Origin of the sequence: uncultured Flavobacterium sp. (assembly GCF_937967675.1) — a bacterium.
Lineage (GTDB): Bacteria > Bacteroidota > Bacteroidia > Flavobacteriales > Flavobacteriaceae > Flavobacterium.
This window is the reverse complement of the sequence record NZ_CALBSN010000058.1, coordinates 1-17,198: the sequence shown is the minus strand read 5'-3', so window position 1 is coordinate 17,198 and position 17,198 is coordinate 1. Positions and strand designations below refer to the sequence as shown.

The 17,198-nt window shown below is 32.6% G+C and carries 13 protein-coding genes and 1 tRNA gene; 12 read left to right on the top strand and 2 right to left on the bottom strand.

All coding sequences use genetic code 11. The annotated features are described in order from the left end of the window. The 8 genes from Q0075_RS03780 to Q0075_RS03745 form a co-directional block, all read left to right on the top strand. On the top strand, window positions 1–1,011 hold a 1,011-nt coding region (locus tag Q0075_RS03780), incomplete at its 5' end, for an anhydro-N-acetylmuramic acid kinase (protein WP_297868351.1). Between the two features lie 84 nt (window positions 1,012–1,095). Then, window positions 1,096–2,322 (top strand): Glu/Leu/Phe/Val dehydrogenase dimerization domain-containing protein, encoded by a 1,227-nt coding sequence (locus Q0075_RS03775; protein ID WP_291107896.1) that lies wholly within the window; start codon window positions 1,096–1,098, stop codon window positions 2,320–2,322. Window positions 2,323–2,333: 11 nt separating this feature from the next. Beyond that, window positions 2,334–3,707, top strand: a complete 1,374-nt coding sequence (gene nhaD / locus Q0075_RS03770) for a sodium:proton antiporter NhaD (RefSeq protein WP_297868350.1) — start codon at window positions 2,334–2,336, stop codon at window positions 3,705–3,707. Window positions 3,708–3,758: 51 nt separating this feature from the next. Further along, entirely contained in the window at window positions 3,759–4,463 is a 705-nt protein-coding gene (locus tag Q0075_RS03765; protein ID WP_297868349.1) for a MotA/TolQ/ExbB proton channel family protein, read from the top strand. Then, window positions 4,463–4,858, top strand: a complete 396-nt coding sequence (locus Q0075_RS03760) for a biopolymer transporter ExbD (RefSeq protein ID WP_026726420.1) — start codon at window positions 4,463–4,465, stop codon at window positions 4,856–4,858. Before Q0075_RS03765 ends, Q0075_RS03760 begins: the two co-directional genes overlap by 1 nt. Before the next feature lie 7 nt (window positions 4,859–4,865). Continuing rightward, on the top strand, window positions 4,866–5,672 hold the full coding sequence (locus Q0075_RS03755; protein ID WP_297868348.1) for an energy transducer TonB: 807 nt from the start codon (window positions 4,866–4,868) through the stop codon (window positions 5,670–5,672). A gap of 21 nt (window positions 5,673–5,693) precedes the next feature. After that, window positions 5,694–6,908 carry a folylpolyglutamate synthase/dihydrofolate synthase family protein gene (locus tag Q0075_RS03750; RefSeq protein WP_297868347.1) on the top strand — a complete coding sequence of 405 codons (1,215 nt, stop codon included), beginning with the start codon at window positions 5,694–5,696 and terminating at the stop codon, window positions 6,906–6,908. Window positions 6,909–6,990: 82 nt separating this feature from the next. Then, window positions 6,991–7,065: transfer RNA gene (locus tag Q0075_RS03745), tRNA-Val, on the top strand. 31 nt (window positions 7,066–7,096) lie between these two features. Here the strand turns inward: Q0075_RS03745 and murF are convergent. Both murF and gldJ read right to left on the bottom strand, forming a co-directional pair. After that, a complete protein-coding gene (gene murF, locus Q0075_RS03740; protein WP_297868346.1) occupies window positions 7,097–8,383 on the bottom strand; it encodes a UDP-N-acetylmuramoyl-tripeptide--D-alanyl-D-alanine ligase in 1,287 nt (428 codons plus the stop codon). 77 nt (window positions 8,384–8,460) lie between these two features. Further along, window positions 8,461–10,155, bottom strand: a complete 1,695-nt coding sequence (gene gldJ / locus Q0075_RS03735; protein ID WP_297868345.1) for a gliding motility lipoprotein GldJ — start codon at window positions 10,153–10,155, stop codon at window positions 8,461–8,463. Window positions 10,156–10,367: 212 nt separating this feature from the next. Between gldJ and porU the strand changes: the two genes are divergently transcribed. From porU to pdhA, 4 genes are all read left to right on the top strand, one after another. Further along, window positions 10,368–14,276: a type IX secretion system sortase PorU gene (gene porU / locus Q0075_RS03730; protein ID WP_297868344.1), complete on the top strand. Its 3,909-nt coding sequence runs from the start codon at window positions 10,368–10,370 to the stop codon at window positions 14,274–14,276. 38 nt (window positions 14,277–14,314) lie between these two features. Further along, on the top strand, window positions 14,315–15,487 hold the full coding sequence (gene porV / locus Q0075_RS03725) for a type IX secretion system outer membrane channel protein PorV (RefSeq protein WP_297868343.1): 1,173 nt from the start codon (window positions 14,315–14,317) through the stop codon (window positions 15,485–15,487). A 69-nt stretch (window positions 15,488–15,556) separates the two neighbouring features. Next, entirely contained in the window at window positions 15,557–16,036 is a 480-nt protein-coding gene (locus Q0075_RS03720) for a cytidine deaminase (RefSeq protein WP_297868342.1), read from the top strand. A 162-nt stretch (window positions 16,037–16,198) separates the two neighbouring features. Beyond that, window positions 16,199–17,197 (top strand): pyruvate dehydrogenase (acetyl-transferring) E1 component subunit alpha, encoded by a 999-nt coding sequence (gene pdhA, locus Q0075_RS03715; protein ID WP_291107216.1) that lies wholly within the window; start codon window positions 16,199–16,201, stop codon window positions 17,195–17,197. Window position 17,198 lies beyond the last annotated feature (1 nt).

Below are 17,198 nucleotides of genomic sequence, written 5' to 3'. Positions count from 1 at the left end.
GTCGATTTGGCGTACATAAAATTCAATAATTCAGGTCGTTGGACGTTTGAAATTTATCAATCCGAAACCATTTCGTATTCGGAAGAATGGATTAATAAATTGAAAAATGCGATTCATTTTAGAAAGTCAGAATTAGAAGAATTGAATGTCACTTATACAAAACTTTTAGCTTCGATAATTTCTGAATTTATTTCCAAGCATCAGCTGACCCAAATCGATGCTGTTTGTAGTCATGGTCATACAATTTTGCACCAACCTCAGAACGGATTTACACTTCAAATTGGTAATCTTCCTTTGATTCAAGATTTGTTGAATCAAACAATTGTTTGTGATTTTAGAGTTCAAGATGTACAATTAGGAGGTCAAGGTGCACCTTTGGTTCCAATTGGTGATGAACTACTTTTTTCGGAATATGATTATTGTTTGAACTTAGGTGGATTTTCGAATGTTTCCTTTAATGAAAATGGTAACAGAATTGCGTTTGATATTTCGCCTGTGAATACCGTTTTAAATTCCTATGCAAATGAATTAGGCTTTCCGTATGACGATGCTGGGAATTTTGCAAAATCTGGAAACATAAATCAAGATTTATTGCAACAATTGAATGATTTGGAATTCTATGCTTTGCCTTATCCAAAATCATTGGGAATGGAATTTGTAAACGCGAAAATTTTTCCTTTAATGAACTCGTATTCAATTGATGTAAAAGATAAACTTTGCACTTTTGTAGAACATATTGCTATTCAAATTGCAAATATTTGCTCAAAACCAAATGCAAAATTATTTATAACAGGAGGAGGCGCTTATAATCGATTTTTAATTGAGAGATTACGTAATTATTTACCTACAACAGAGTTGGTAATTCCAGATGATAAAACTATACAATTTAAAGAAGCACTGATTTTTGGATTTTTAGGTGTTTTACGATTAAGAAATGACATTAATGTTTTAGCTTCTGTAACAGGTGCTTCATATGACCATTCTTCGGGTAAAATTTATTTAAAAAAGTAATAATTATTCAAAAAAAAAACTTTTTAAACTTTAGCTCTCAAGCCATATTCCGTATATTTGTATAACAAAAATTTAATCAACACAATGAAAGATTTATTAAAGAAATTTGAAGACAAACAGCCAGAAATAGTATTTAATTGGAAAGACTCTGAAACTGAGGCAGAAGGATGGACGGTAATCAACTCGTTACGAGGTGGTGCTGCAGGAGGAGGAACTCGTATGCGTAAGGGATTAGATATGAATGAAGTGCTTTCATTGGCAAAGACTATGGAGGTTAAGTTTTCAGTTTCAGGACCAGCAATTGGTGGTGCTAAATCAGGAATTAATTTTGACCCAAACGATCCAAGAAAAAAAGGAGTTTTAGAAAGATGGTATAAAGCCGTTTCTCCATTATTGAAGAATTATTACGGAACTGGTGGTGATTTAAATGTGGATGAGATTCATGAGGTTATTCCTATGACTGAAGATTGCGGTGTTTGGCATCCGCAAGAAGGTGTTTTTAATGGTCACTTTAAACCAACAGAAGCTGATAAAATCAACAGAATTGGACAATTACGTCAAGGAGTTATTAAAGTTATTGAAAACCCAAATTTCTCTCCAGATGTTAATAGAAAATATACAATAGCCGATATGATAACGGGTTATGGTGTTGCCGAAGCGGCGCGTCATTATTATGACATTTATGGAGGAACAATTGTTGGTAAAAAGGCTATAGTTCAAGGTTTTGGAAACGTAGGTTCGGCAGCTGCTTTTTATTTAGCTCAAATGGGAGCAAAAGTGGTTGGAATCATTGATAGAGATGGTGGTGTTATTAATGAGAATGGATTTTCATTCGAAGAAATTAGAGATTTATTCCTTAAAAAAGATGGAAACAAATTGGTGGCCGATAATATGATACCTTTTGCTGAGATCAATGATAAAATTTGGTCAATTGGAGCTCAGGTTTTTGCGCCTTGTGCAGCATCCAGATTGGTTACAAAAGAACAAGTTGATAAAATGGTAGCTTCTGGATTAGAAGTGATTTCAAGTGGTGCCAATGTTCCGTTTGCTGATAAAGAAATCTTCTTTGGTCCAATTATGGAAGAAACAGATAAAAAAGTAAGCTTAATTCCTGACTTCATTGCTAACTGTGGAATGGCTAGAGTTTTTGCTTATTTCATGGAGAAAAAAGTACAAATGACAGATGAAGCTATTTTCTCAGATACTTCAAATAGAATCAAAAATGCAATTCAAAATGCTCATGCTATCAATTCTGATAAAAAGAATATTAGTGCTACTGCTTTTGAAATTGCTCTTAAACAACTCGTATAAAATTTTATATTATGGAAGCAATATTAATACTTCTGTTTGTTATAGGTTATTTATCTATAACTCTTGAACATCCTTTAAAATTAGACAAAACAGTTCCAGCGCTATTAATGGCGGCTTTAATGTGGGCTTTATTATCAATTGGGTTTCATAAAGGTTGGTTTTCAGTAATTGATGGTTATGGAAACGTTTTTAATGTAAATTCTGGAGATTTACATCAACAAGAGCATGGTTTCGAAGGATTACTTTTACATCATATAGGAAAGGTTGCTGAAATTTTAATTTTTCTAATTGGAGCAATGACAATTGTAGAGCTTATTGATTTACATAGAGGTTTTGATGTTTTAAAAGAAATGATTAAAACAAGAAGTAAGATAAAGCTTTTATGGATAACAGGTGTTGTAGGTTTTTTATTGTCGGCAGTTATCGATAATCTTACGGCTACTATTGTTTTAATATCATTATTAAGAAAATTAATTCAAGATAGAGAAGAACGTATATGGTATGCATCTTTAATAGTTATAGCAACAAATGCTGGTGGGGCTTGGTCACCAATAGGGGATGTAACCACAACAATGCTTTGGATTGCTAAAAAAGTTTCTGCTGGAGGATTGTCTGAATATATTGTAATTCCTGCCACTTTATGCTTCATAGTTCCTTACGCGTTGGCTTCTAGAATGAAAATTTTTAAGGGACAAATTGAAATTGACGAAAAATCTCATGAAGAAAGAGAACGTTTGTTAAGTAGCAAAACAATGCTTTGGTTAGGTTTAGGAGCAATAGTTTTCGTTCCTATCTTTAAAACATTAACACATTTACCTCCTTATGTAGGAATGATGTTAAGTTTAGCTGTAGTTTGGATGGTTTCTGAATATATTCATCCAGAAGATAATTTTGACAAAAGTAGAAAGCATTTATATTCAGCTAATAAAGCGTTGTCTAGAATAGAGATTTCTAGTATACTATTTTTCTTAGGAATCCTAATGGCTGTTGCAGCTCTTGAAAGTTTAGTATTTGGTTCTATAAATGGACAAGAAGTAGGAACTTTAAGATACGCGGCAGAAAGTATTTCTAATGCAATCCCTAGCATGGATGTAGTAATTATTTTACTAGGTGCCTTATCCGCTGTAATTGATAATGTTCCATTAGTAGCTGCTTCTATGGGAATGTACACGTTTGAAATGGATCATCCAATTTGGCATTTTATTGCTTATTCTGCAGGAACTGGAGGAAGTATGTTAATTATCGGCTCTGCAGCGGGTGTTGCTGCTATGGGTATGGAAAAAATCGATTTCATTTGGTATCTTAAAAAAATAACTTGGTTGGCTTTTGCAGGTTTTATAGCAGGAGCATTAACTTTCTTGTTTATTGAACATTATATTAGATAACAATAATTAATTTTAAACTGCGTTTTAATTACAAATTAGATATATAATAATATGAGTTTATTTCTTCAAACGGATAGTTTAGCGGTTGCTAGTCAAGTACTAGCAGACGAACAAGTAACAGAAAAAACATTATCAATCTGGAGTTTGCTTACTAGTGGAGGTATTGGTGGTCAAATTATTATGATTGTTTTATTCCTTCAACTTTTCTTTGCGTTGTTTTTGTATTTCGAACGTTTGATGGCAATTAATAAAGCGTCAAAAATCGATGCTAGTTTTATGAATAATATCAAAATGAATATTATGTCAGGTAAGCTAGATGCTGCAAAAATGTTATGCGCGCAAACCAATTCGCCTGTGGCACGATTAATTGAAAAAGGAATATCTCGTATTGGAAAACCTTTAGAAGACATCAATACAGCAATTGAAAATGCAGGTAACTTAGAGTTATATAAATTAGAGAAAAATACCAGTATGTTGGCTACCATTTCAGGAGCTGGACCAATGGTTGGTTTCCTTGGTACCGTTGTTGGTATGATTCTTGCTTTCCATGAAATGGCAAGTGGTGGTGGTCAAATTGAAGTAGGTGTTTTAGCGGAAGGTATTTACACGGCTATGACCACTACAGTTGTTGGATTAGTTGTTGGTATTATTGCTTATGTTGGGTATAACCATTTAGTTGTAAAAACCAATAAAGTAGTAAACCAAATGGAAGCCAATGCAGTTGATTTCTTAGATTTATTAAACGAGCCAGTATAATGAAGTTAGGTAAAACAAGAAATAAAGTTTCAACAGAATTCAATATGTCGTCAATGACCGACATTGTGTTCTTGTTGCTTATCTTTTTCATGCTAACTTCTACTATGGTAACTACAAATGCATTAGATATCGTTTTGCCGAAAGCTAAAGGTAAAACAGATAGTAATAAAAGTACATCGGTTAGTATTGATAAGGATTTGAACTTTTTTATAGATAAAGACAAAGTGAACGAAGCCGATTTAGAAAAACAATTATTGGCTTTATTTGCTAATTCTGAAAATAAGGCAATCGTTTTGCGTGCTGAAAAATCGGTTCCACATGAAAAAGTGGTTAAGGTTATGGAAATTGCATATCGTAATCAAATAAAAATGGTTATTGCGGTTAATCCTAAATAGTTAAGTCATGAAATTTTTAGAAACACCAGAGGAGAAAAAATCATTCACAATAACTTCGGTTATTTTTGTGATACTATTTCTGTTGTTTACTATTTTCGGATTAACCTACATGGATCCGCCACCAGAAAACGGAATTGCTGTTAACTTTGGAACTAGCGATACGGGTAGTGGTGAAATACAACCAACAGAACCCGTGCAAATGTCGCCTGACCAAGCAAAGTCGGAACCAGTTCCAGCTGAGGAGGATGATGTTTTGACCCAAGATGATGAAGCTCCAGTTACTTTACCTAAAAAAGAAGTAAAAAAACCAGTTGTACAACCTTCAGAAAACAAGCCTGTTGTAAAACCAACAGAGACCAAACCTGTAAAACCTAGCAACAGTGCTTTGAATAGCATTATTAAAGGTCCAAAACAAGACGGTACAACACAATCAGGTCATGGAGATGATGATGAAGGTGGCGATAAAGGAAATCCTAATGGTAGCTTGTATGCTAATAGTTTTTACGGTAATGGTTCTGGTGATGGAATTGGAACTGGAAAAGGAACAGGTTGGGGATTAGCTGGAAGAAAATTATCAGGTAATAGTAAAAGAGTACAAGATTGTAATGAATCTGGAAAGGTTGTAGTTAAAATTTGGGTTAATCGTCAAGGAAATGTTATAAAAGCAGAACGTTCTCAAGGAACTACAAATACCAATCCTTGTTTAGTAAATCCAGCATTAGAAACGGCCAAAACTTTCAAATGGCAACCCGATGCTAATGCACCCGAAACTCAAATTGGTTTTGTGGTTGTGAATTTCCAAGTAGGAGAATAATTTCTTATTATCCCATTCAAAATGACGTATCAAGAAACTACAGCATGGTTGTTTAACCAGTTACCAATGTTTCAAATGCAAGGTGCTTCAGCCTATAAAAAAGATTTGACCAATACTTTATTGTTGGTAGAACATTTGCAACATCCTGAAACAAAATTCAAATCAATTCACGTAGCTGGAACCAATGGAAAAGGTTCAACATCATCCATGATTGCTTCGATTCTTCAAGAAGCTGGATGTAAAGTAGGTTTGTACACTTCGCCTCATTTAAAAGATTTTCGAGAACGTATTCGCATTAATGGCGAAATGATTTCCGAAGATTTTGTGGTTGATTTTGTAGCTCAAAATAAATCGTTTTTCAAAGACAATCAATTAAGCTTTTTTGAAATGACGGTTGGTTTAGCCTTTGAATATTTTGCCAAAGAACAAGTTGATGTAGCAGTGATTGAAGTAGGAATGGGAGGTAGATTAGATTCTACCAATGTTATTACGCCATTAGTTTCTGTAATTACAAACATAGGTTTTGATCATACTCAGTTTTTGGGAGATACGTTACCAAAAATTGCTACAGAAAAAGCAGGAATTATCAAATCAAATGTACCTGTTGTAGTTGGCGAATATTCGGAAGAAACAAAACCAGTTTTTATTGCTAAAGCGAAATTAGAAAGTGCACCGATATATTTTGCTCAGGATAATTTGGAAGTTACTTACGAATGTGCTTTGTTAGGAGATTATCAGGTTCATAATAAGAAAACAGTTCTTCAAGCCATCAAATTATTACAATCACAATTTAAAATAGAGGAAAATCATATTAAGTTAGGATTGAAAAATGTAATTCAAAATACAGGATTACTTGGTAGATGGCAAATTTTAAAACAAAAACCGCTTACAGTTTTCGACACGGCTCACAATAGTCACGGATTAAAAATAGTGTTGAATCAAATTCAAAAGCATCAATTTGAAACGCTTCATATTGTTTTAGGGGTGGTAAATGACAAGGATTTAGATTCGATTTTACCTTTATTTCCAAAAAATGCGAATTATTATTTCTGTAAACCCAATGTTCCTCGCGGATTAGAGGCTGAAATTTTAAAACAAAAAGCAATTGATTTTAGTTTGTTCGGGGAAGTATTTAATTCGGTATCAGAAGCTTATGGTGAAGCGGTTAATTCAGCGAAAGATTCTGATTTTATTTACATAGGTGGAAGTACTTTTGTGGTGGCAGAAATTGTGTAATTTTTTTTCAAAAACACTTGCAGATACAAATAATCCTTGTATATTTGCACTCGCAATACGGTAATAGTAAAGCAATTTATTGGGGCGATTAGCTCAGCTGGTTCAGAGCACCTCGTTTACACCGAGGGGGTCGGGGGTTCGAACCCCTCATCGCCCACAAAAAAGCACTTCATTTGAAGTGCTTTTTTTTATATCAAATCCAAAGTTTTTTCTAATGCCATTCCTCTCGATCCTTTTATTAGAAGTAAATTGTTGTTTGGAAGATTTGTCTTTAAAAAAACTGAAAAAGATTCAAAATCTTCGAAGAAACTCATATGTGTATTGTGAATTTGATTTTTGAAGAAATCTTTTCCAATAAAGTAAGTAGATATCGATGTTTCGTTTTCTAATAATGCAATAATTTTTTTGTGCTCTAAAAGGCTTTCATTACCTAATTCAAACATGTCGCCAAGAATAGCAATTTTGTTCTTTTTTTCTAATTGAATAAAATTTGTAATTGCAGCAGCCATACTACTTGGATTAGCATTGTAAGCATCTAAAATTATTTCATTTCCATTTTTTAGTATTAATTGAGAACGGTTGTTTTCTGGAATGTAGTTTTCAATTGCTTCTTTAATTAATTCATCAGAAACTTTGAAATAATTTCCTATAGTAATAGCAGCGTTGATGTTGTTTGCATTGTAAATTCCAATTAATTGAGAGTTAATGGTTAAATTATTGTATGCAATTTTTACCATTGGATTTGCTTCCACACCTGTGATTTTCACATCTGCTTGTGAAGCATTCACCGTAAAGCTAAATCTTTTTAAATTTTCCGTTTTTTGATTTTGAATCGTGTCATCTAAATTAACAAATATTAATTTGTTATTGTTTTTTAGATAATCATACATTTCACTCTTGCCTTTAATTACACCTTCGACACCTCCAAAACCTTCTAGATGTGCTTTTCCAAAATTTGTTATATAGCCATAGTCAGGTTGAGCAATTTTACATAAAAATTCAATTTCTTTTTGATGATTTGCCCCCATTTCCACTATTCCAATTTCTGTATCTTTTGTGAATCTTAATAGAGTTAATGGAACTCCTATATGATTGTTTAAATTTCCAGTGGTGGCAAGAGTGTTGTATTTTTTTGATAGAACAAAATGAATAAGCTCTTTTGTCGTGGTTTTTCCATTGCTTCCGGTTAAGGCTATAATTGGCAACCCTAAATATAATCTATGAAATTTTGCAAGTTCTTGTAATGCAACCAATGAGTTTTCTACTAGTAAAGTGCGTTCGTCAATGAAATAGTCTTTATTGTCAATTACAACATATTTTGCTCCTTTTTCTAATGCTTCTTTTGTAAAAGTGTTGGCATCGAAATTTTCTCCTCTTAAAGCAAAGAAAATGCTATTAGGTGCTATTTTTCTAGTATCCGTAGAAACTACTGGATATTTTAGAAATAAAGAATGAAGTGTATTTATGGTTGTCATGTTCTATTATTTGTTGGAACGAAGATAAAAAAAAGCCCTTTCAATAGAAAGGGCTTTCAAAGTATTTTGTATGAAAATTATTTTTTTGGATTTCCTCTTGGAGTTTTCTTTTTAGATTTAGGTCCTACTTTAGACATCGCACATCTAAATCCGATGTAATCTGTAGCCATATCTTGAGGGAAGAATCTTCTTGATGCTGGATCCAACCAATAAGCTCTATCTCTCCATGAACCACCTTTGTATACTCTAACATTATCATCTACTAAAGTTGTTCTTTTGTCAGACTTATCATATTTTTTATTCATTTTGCCTAAACTGTCAGCTGTAATAGAATGTTTAGGAGATTCATACATTCTTTTGCTGTCAGTGTCAGAACCTTCTTCAGAATTACCAAATTTATAAAATCTAGTTGATTGTCTATCACCATCTCTGTAATTTCTGTTATCTGAAGTTGAAAATTGAGTTCTTAAATAAGTTTCGTTTTCATCAACAGGAACTTGAGCAATTTGACCAGGGAAATTTCTAGCCATGATTTTACCATTACTCAAAGTGTCGTATTTGATGTTGTCAGATGTTACTAATTCAACTGCACCATCTTCACCTATTTTATTTTTTGTGTAAACGTTACCTCTGAAGTAATTGAAATCATTTGCTTCATCATCTACTAAAGGTCTGTAAACGTCTTGAACCCATTCCGCAACGTTTCCAGCCATGTCATATAATCCAAAATCATTAGGTGCATAACTTTTTACTTTATTTGTGATATCAGCACCGTCATCAGACCATCCTGCAATTCCACCGTAATCCCCTTTACCTTGTTTAAAGTTGGCTAATTGATCTCCTCTGTATTGTCTTTTTGAAGAACGTGTATATTGACCGCTCCATGGATATTTCTTTTGCCCTTTGTAAATATTGTATTCTCTATTTCCGACTAAAGCTGTAGCTGCATATTCCCATTCTGCTTCAGTTGGTAGTCTATATTCAGGTAAAATTAACCCAGAACTTCTTTGAGCATAAACGTTCTTTGCAGTATCAGATGCTTGTCTTCTTCCTTTACCCATTTCTTTTTTCAAAACAACTTCTTCATTACCACCGAAAGCTTTTGAAGGAGTGTTTATATAGGTTTCAGTACTGAATGAATTTTCCGCGGTTACATCGGAACCAAGTTTAATTTTATTGTCTTTTTTTAGATAACCTTCACGCTCTAAAATGTTTTCATTTACACGATCAGTTCTCCATTTGCTAAATTCTACAGCTTGAATCCAATTTACTCCAACAACAGGATAGTCTGCATATGCAGGGTGTCTTAAGTAGTTGTTAGTCATTGTTTCGTTGTAGCCTAAACGATTTCTCCATACCAAAGTATCTGGAATCGCGCCGTTGTAAATGTGTTTATAGTTTTCTTCAGTTGGTGGAAAAACTGTTTTTACCCAAAATAAATATTCAGAATACATTTTGTTCGTAACCTCAGTTTCGTCCATAAAGAAAGATTGTACATGTTGCTGGTTTGGCGAATTATTCCAATCATGCATTACATCATCTTGTACTTTTCCCATTGTAAAAGTTCCACCTTCGATGGAAATCATACCTGGAGGAGTTTCTTGTTGCTTGAACTTGTCGTTAAATTGGAATCCACCTTTCTTGTCATTGATTTTCCAACCTGTAGCAGAAGATCCGCCTTTAGTGCTACCTTTTTTGCTACAACCTGTAAAACCTAATGTAAGTGCTAAAACTGCAAGCACTTTTAAAGCCATAATTCTCTTAATTTTCATACTTTAGTAGGTAATAAATTTAGTGTCGCAAGATAATAATAATGAATTAAAATGCAACATGTTTTTGAAATTTTGTAAAAAAAAAATAAACTAACCTTAAAATTGTTTTAATACTAACGCAATAGCTTAAGATTTATTATTAAAAATTAGAATAAAATAAATATTTTTTTTCTCTTTGTAATATATACACCTTTATGACGTTTTACAGCTATATGAAAAAAACAATATTATTTATAGTGATTTTTTTAAATTCGTTTGCTTTCAGTCAGCATACGGAAAATGTTGTTATTGATTGGAATTCAAATGTTCAATATAAAATAGGTGAAAGCACTGTAAATGTTCCTCAATTTGATTATCATTTTTTTGATTTTAATTTTTCTTTGATGAAAATTCAATACAAAAAAACATTAAATCTTGAAAATGAAATAGATGTTAATAGTTTGAAAATTACTAATGTTGTAATGCAAACAATTTCAGATTCTGAACTTTATGATTTAAAAAAATCTGAAATACCAAATAAACTTAATGCTTCGCTTCAAGTTGTAAGAGCTAGGAATCAAAACAAAGGGTTAATCACTATTAGTCCTATAATAAAACAAGGAGAAGAGTTTAAAAAAATTCTATCATTTTCGTATAGTTATAGAAATTCAACTTCAAATAGAGTAAATAATTCGGTTCAAACTATTTCTAATTCTGTTTTAACTTCAGGGAGTTGGTATCGGTTTTACATTCAAAAATCTGGGATTTATAAAATTTCAAAGTCTTTTTTGCAAAGTTTAGGTTTTAACGTTAATGTAAATCCTAAAAACATTAAAATATTTGGAAATGGAGGACGAATGTTGCCTTTGGATAATTCTGTTTCTTTTCCTGATGATTTAGTTGAAAATGCAATACAATTTGTGGGTGAAGAAGATGGTGTCTTTGATAATAATGATTATATTTTATTTTATGCTGAAGGGGTAGATACTTGGAATTCTGAAAGTTTAACTTCGGTTAATTTGTTTTCAGATAAGTCTTATTATTATGTAACAAGTACTGGAGGTCAAGGAAAAAGAATACAAAATGCAGTTGAACCTACAGGAGTTCCTTCACTTTCTTTTTCAAAATTTGACGATGTTTTATATTATGAAAAAGATTTGGTAAATATTGGTAAGGTGGGAAGAAGGTGGTTTGGTGAGCAATTCAACATTACAAATGATCAAGAATTTGACTTTACCATTCCTAATTTAGACACAAGTTTTCCTTTAAATTTCTACATCAACACCGCATCAAAATCATTTGGTAGTTCCTCGTTTAATTTTAAAATTAACAATCAAGATGTTGGGAGTTTAAATTTTCCTGAATTAATTGCTTTTAATGGAATTGAAGCATATGAGTCTGCAATATCTGGTAATTTAGTAGTTACATCTAATGATGTAAACGTCAGGTTAACTTATGATAACGGCGGGGTTCCTAATTCAAATGGTTATTTAGATTTTATTCGTATAAAATCAAAACGAAATCTTACGGGTTATGGAAAGCAATTTGTTTTTTTTAACAATGATGAATTAAGCAATATTGGTGTAGGTGAATATACAATAAGTAATGCATCAACAATTTCTCAAGTATGGGATGTGACAGATGTTTTTAATGCGGTTACTTATAGAAATACATTAGGTTCAAACTTTATTTTTAGAGTTAATCTTGGAACGCAAAGAAAATATATTGCTGTTGATTTGTCTGACACCTATTCGCCATTGAAAGAAAGTAGCAGTCTTGTTCAAAATCAAAACTTAAAGGGAACTATTTTTAATAATAATCAGGGTGTTTTTCAAGACATAGATTATTTGATAATTACACCACGATTTTTAGTAGCTCAAGCGGAGCGATTAGCTGATTTTCATAGAAATAATTCAGGATTAAGTGTTCGAGTTGTTGAATTGGAGAAGATTTATCAAGAGTTTTCTTCAGGCAAACAAGATATTGCTGCGATACGTAATTTTATTAAATATGTCTATTGGAATGCCTCAAGTTCTGATAAAAGAGTTAAATATGTTAATCTTTTTGGTGATGCTTCGTATGATTATAAAGATAGAATTTTTAATAACACTAACATTGTTCCTGTATTTCATGGCTTTAACACTTTAGCTTCTGAAGTAAATAATGTGTCTAATATGTCTTTGTATTCTAGTTTTATGTCTGATGATTTCTATGGATTAATGGATTCTGGTGAAGGACAAATGTTAGACGGTCTTGATGGTATAGACATTGCGGTTGGGAGAATGTTAGTTTCTAGCATAAGTCAAGCAAAAGAAATGGTGGATAAAGTAATCGAATATAATGATGAAAAATCGTATGGAAGATGGAGAAATAATTATGTTATCTATTCTGATGATGCTGATAATGAAACCGATGCTACATTGCAATTTGGTTTGGATAATTTAGCCGATGTTCTTACTGATCAAAAACCTTTTGTTAATGTTAAAAAAATACACTCTGATTCCTATTCGCAACAAGTAGCAGCAGGTGGTGAACGTTATCCACAAGCAAAAAATGAATTTTTAAGTACTTTAGAAAAAGGAGCTTTGGTTTTTAATTATTTCGGACATGGTAATGAAGAAGCATTAGCAAGGGAGCGTTTGTTTGAAAAATTAGATGCGCAAAATTTATCAAATCGATACAGATATCCCTTGTTTATTACAATAACTTGTGAGTTTACACGTTTTGATGATCCAAATCGATTTACTGGTGGAGAATATATGTATTGGAATAAAAGTGGTGGAGCTATTGGATTAATTGCAACTACACGTCAAATTGGAGTTACAACTGGATTTGTAATGAATAATTTATTTAGTGAAGATTTATACGCTTTTGGTTCAAATGATTATCCTACTATAGCTGAGGCTTTACGTTTAACAAAGTTAAATACAAGTTCAGATAATAGAAGAGTTGTTTTTTTTATTGGAGATCCGGCATTAAAATTGGCAATACCTAAATCAAAAATAGTACTTACAAGTGTTAATGATGTGCCTGTAGGACAAACTTTGCCTGCGCTTCAGGCATTAAGTTTAATCAAAATATCAGGTGAAGTAAGAGATGAAAATGATTTATTATTATCAAATTATAATGGTGATTTAGCAGTTCAAATTTTTGATAAAGAGATGGATAGAAGCACTTTAGCAAATAATGGTGTTGTAGCGCCAAGCCCAGGAGGAATAAATATTATGGGGAATTTTTTCTCTGCAGGACAATTAATAAAAATGAATTTTACCACTTTAGGAGAAACAATCTTTAGAGGTAATGCTACCGTAACAAATGGACTTTTTGATTTTAGTTTTGTAGTTCCACAAGATATTAGAATTCCAGTTGGAAATGGTAAAATCAGTTTTTATGCCAAACGCAACTCTACTAACTTGGAAGATCAAACGGGGTATGATCAAACAATCCAAATTGGAGGTGTTAACGTAAATGCTGCAACTGATACGAATCCACCAAGAGTCAGACTTCATATGAATGATGAAGGATTTGTTTCAGGAGGAATAACAAATTGTTCGCCAATTTTGCTTGCTTATCTTGAGGATGAAAATGGTATTAATACGGCAAGTGGAATAGGGCATGATATTGTGGCAATTTTAGATGGTGATGAATCTAATCCTTTTGTTTTGAACGATTATTATGAAACGGAAAACGATGATTATACTAAAGGATTTTTAAGATTTCCATTCCGTGATTTATCGCCCGGATTGCATACTATTTTAGTAAAAGCATGGGATGTGTATAATAATTTGGTTACAGCTGAAATTCAGTTTAATGCAGTATGCTCTGATGATGGTTTGAAAATTGAGCATGTACTAAATTATCCAAATCCATTCGTTAGTTACACTGAATTTTGGTTTAATCATAATATGCCCTTTGAGCCCTTAGATGTTCAAGTTCAGATTTTAACTGTTTCTGGTAAACTCGTCAAAACAATTAATCAGCAAGTAACCACAGATGGTTTTTTATGTAGAGATATTGTTTGGGATGGTAGAGATGATTTTGGAGATAAAATTGGAAAAGGAGTTTATGTTTATAAACTAAAAGTAAGATCTACATCAACAGGTAAGTCTGTTGAAAAATATGAGAAACTTGTAATACTATAATAAAATACTATATTTGTGAAATTAATTTCTTTAAGACAATGAAAAAAATTGCGCTATTATTAATACTTTCATTAGCTGTTCAATATACAAAAGCTCAAGACCGTGTTATAACTACAGGGGTGCCATTCTTGTTAATTGCTGCTGACGCTAGATCTGCAGGTATGGCAGATATGGGGGTTGCAACTTCAGCAGATGCTTTTTCACAACAATATAACCCTGCGAAATACGCTTTCTCACTTGATAAACAAGGTTTTTCACTTAGTTATACTCCTTATTTAACAAGTATAGCTAATGATATTTCTTTAGGTCAATTAACTTATTACAACAGAATAAATGAAAGAAGTGCGTTTTCTGGTTCTTTTCGTTTTTTTGGTTTAGGGGATATTGAGTTAAGAAGAACCGGAGATCCTGGAGAGATTCCGAGAGTGGTTAATCCAAATGAATTGGTATTAGATGGATCTTACTCATTAAAGTTAAGTGATCGTTTTTCAATGGCAGTTGGTGGTAAATATGTTCGTTCAGCACTTAAAATAGCTGATGAAAATACAGATGCAAGTTCAGCAACAACTTTTGCAGTAGATATTGCAGGATATTATCAATCAGAGGAAATCGCATATGATGATTTTAATGGTAGATGGAGAGCGGGTTTCAATTTTCAAAATATGGGACCGAAAATTAGTTATGATAATGATGATTTAAATGATAATTTTATGCCAGCTAATATGAGATTAGGTGGAGGTTTTGATTTTATTTTTGATGAATATAATAAAGTTGGAGTTAGCGCAGAAGTTACAAAACTTATGGTTCCTACACCACCTAAGGTTGGTGATGAAGATGGTGATGGTGATGTTGATAATTCCGATTATGCATTGGCTGATAGAAACTACAGAGCTATTCCTTGGGTAAAAGGTATTTTTAAGTCTTTCGGTGATGCTCCAGATGGATTTTCTGAAGAATTAAAAGAATTTACTTATGCTTTAGGTGCTGAATATTGGTATCAAGATTCATTTGCATTGCGAATGGGGTATTTTAATGAGAATAAGTTAAAAGGTGCCAGAAAATATTTTACTTTAGGTTCTGGATTTAAATATAATATAGTAAAAATTGATGTTTCTTATTTATTCTCAACTTCTACTGTAAAAAATCCATTAGAAAATACACTACGTTTTTCACTTACTTTCAATTTTGGTGATAAATATGATGAACTATAAATTTATAAAAATAATTTAATCAAGATATCCAAATTCTCAATTTAGAATTTGGATTTTTTTTCCTTACATATGAAACAAATTTCAATAAGCACGACCATTTCGGTACTTACAAAAGAAGAGTTGTCACAAGAAGAGACAAGTTTAATGTTTCAAGCATTTGAAGCTAGAAGTAAAGCTTATGCGCCATATTCTAAATTTACAGTGGGCGCTGCAATTCTTCTTGATAATGGAATCGTAATTCAAGGCTCTAATCAAGAAAATGCAGCTTATCCTTCAGGTTTGTGTGCGGAACGTGTGGCTATTTTTTATGCGGGTTCAACTTTTCCAAACGCTAAAATTGTAAAAATGTTCATCACAGCTTCACCTCAAGACAGAGATTTGGAAGAACCAATTCCGCCCTGTGGAAGCTGTAGACAAGCAATCGCTGAGTACGAATTCAAACAAGATGCACCAATTGCAATTTTCTTTATGGGAGCAAAAGGGGATATTTATAAATCAGATTCGCTAAAAAATATCTTACCATTAGTTTTCGACAAGAATCATCTATAACGATTTCGTAACTTTTTTTATCGATTTTGTTATAAAAAATACAAAAATCGTAGAATTTAATTTTTTCAATCAGGTTCTATGTAGTATTTTTGCTGTTCGTAAAATTGCGAATGATTATGTTATATTGTTTGCAGTTCAATTGTATTAAAAAACAAACTAAAAATGAAACCAATTACAAGAGAAGTTTACCTAAAATGGTATGAGGATATGCTATTTTGGAGAAAGTTTGAAGATAAACTTGCTGCTGTTTATATCCAACAAAAAGTTAGAGGATTTTTGCATTTATACAATGGTCAAGAAGCAGTTTTAGCTGGAGCTTTACATGCAATGGACTTGTCTAAAGATAAAATGATTACCGCTTATCGTAATCACGTTCAGCCAATTGGAATGGGTGTAGATCCAAGAAGAGTTATGGCAGAATTGTACGGAAAAGCTACAGGTACTTCTAAAGGTATGGGTGGATCGATGCATATTTTCTCTAAAGAACATGGTTTCTATGGAGGACATGGTATCGTTGGAGCACAAATTCCAGTAGGTGCTGGTATGGCTTTTGCAGATAAATATTTTGAAACAGGTGGTGTTACGTTGACTTATTTTGGTGATGGTGCTGCACGTCAAGGTTCTTTACATGAAGCCTTTAACATGGCTATGAATTGGAAATTACCAGTAGTTTTTATCTGTGAAAATAATGGATATGCTATGGGAACTTCTGTTGAAAGAACGGCTAATCATACTGATATTTGGAAACTTGGTTTAGGTTATGAAATGCCTTGTGGGCCAGTTGATGGAATGAATCCAGTTAAGGTGGCTGAAGCAATGCACGAAGCAATGGAAAGAGCTCGCCGTGGAGACGGACCAACTTTCTTAGAAATGAAAACTTACCGTTACAGAGGGCACTCAATGTCTGATGCACAATTATATAGAACGAAAGAGGAAGTGGAAGAATATAAAAAAATCGACCCAATTACTCAAGTTTTAGATATTATCAAAGAAAACGGTTATGCTACAGATGTTGAAATCGAAGCAATCGATCAAAGAGTAGCTGATTTAGTTGCTGAATGTGAAAAATTCGCTGAAGAATCTCCATTCCCAGAAGCACAACAGTTGTATGACGTAGTGTACGAACAAGAAAATTATCCTTTCATTCCACATAAATTATAAG

Excerpts from the sequence above, each read along its gene's own strand:
- Q0075_RS03775 (WP_291107896.1), top strand. The coding sequence starts at position 1,096 with ATGAAAGATTTATTAAAGAAATTTGAAGACAAACAGCCAGAAATAGTA.
- nhaD (WP_297868350.1), top strand. The coding sequence starts at position 2,334 with ATGGAAGCAATATTAATACTTCTGTTTGTTATAGGTTATTTATCTATA.
- Q0075_RS03765 (WP_297868349.1), top strand. The coding sequence starts at position 3,759 with ATGAGTTTATTTCTTCAAACGGATAGTTTAGCGGTTGCTAGTCAAGTA.
- Q0075_RS03760 (WP_026726420.1), top strand. The coding sequence starts at position 4,463 with ATGAAGTTAGGTAAAACAAGAAATAAAGTTTCAACAGAATTCAATATG.
- Q0075_RS03755 (WP_297868348.1), top strand. The coding sequence starts at position 4,866 with ATGAAATTTTTAGAAACACCAGAGGAGAAAAAATCATTCACAATAACT.
- Q0075_RS03750 (WP_297868347.1), top strand. The coding sequence starts at position 5,694 with ATGACGTATCAAGAAACTACAGCATGGTTGTTTAACCAGTTACCAATG.
- murF (WP_297868346.1), bottom strand. The coding sequence starts at position 8,383 with ATGACAACCATAAATACACTTCATTCTTTATTTCTAAAATATCCAGTA.
- gldJ (WP_297868345.1), bottom strand. The coding sequence starts at position 10,155 with ATGAAAATTAAGAGAATTATGGCTTTAAAAGTGCTTGCAGTTTTAGCA.
- porU (WP_297868344.1), top strand. The coding sequence starts at position 10,368 with ATGAAAAAAACAATATTATTTATAGTGATTTTTTTAAATTCGTTTGCT.
- porV (WP_297868343.1), top strand. The coding sequence starts at position 14,315 with ATGAAAAAAATTGCGCTATTATTAATACTTTCATTAGCTGTTCAATAT.
- Q0075_RS03720 (WP_297868342.1), top strand. The coding sequence starts at position 15,557 with ATGAAACAAATTTCAATAAGCACGACCATTTCGGTACTTACAAAAGAA.
- pdhA (WP_291107216.1), top strand. The coding sequence starts at position 16,199 with ATGAAACCAATTACAAGAGAAGTTTACCTAAAATGGTATGAGGATATG.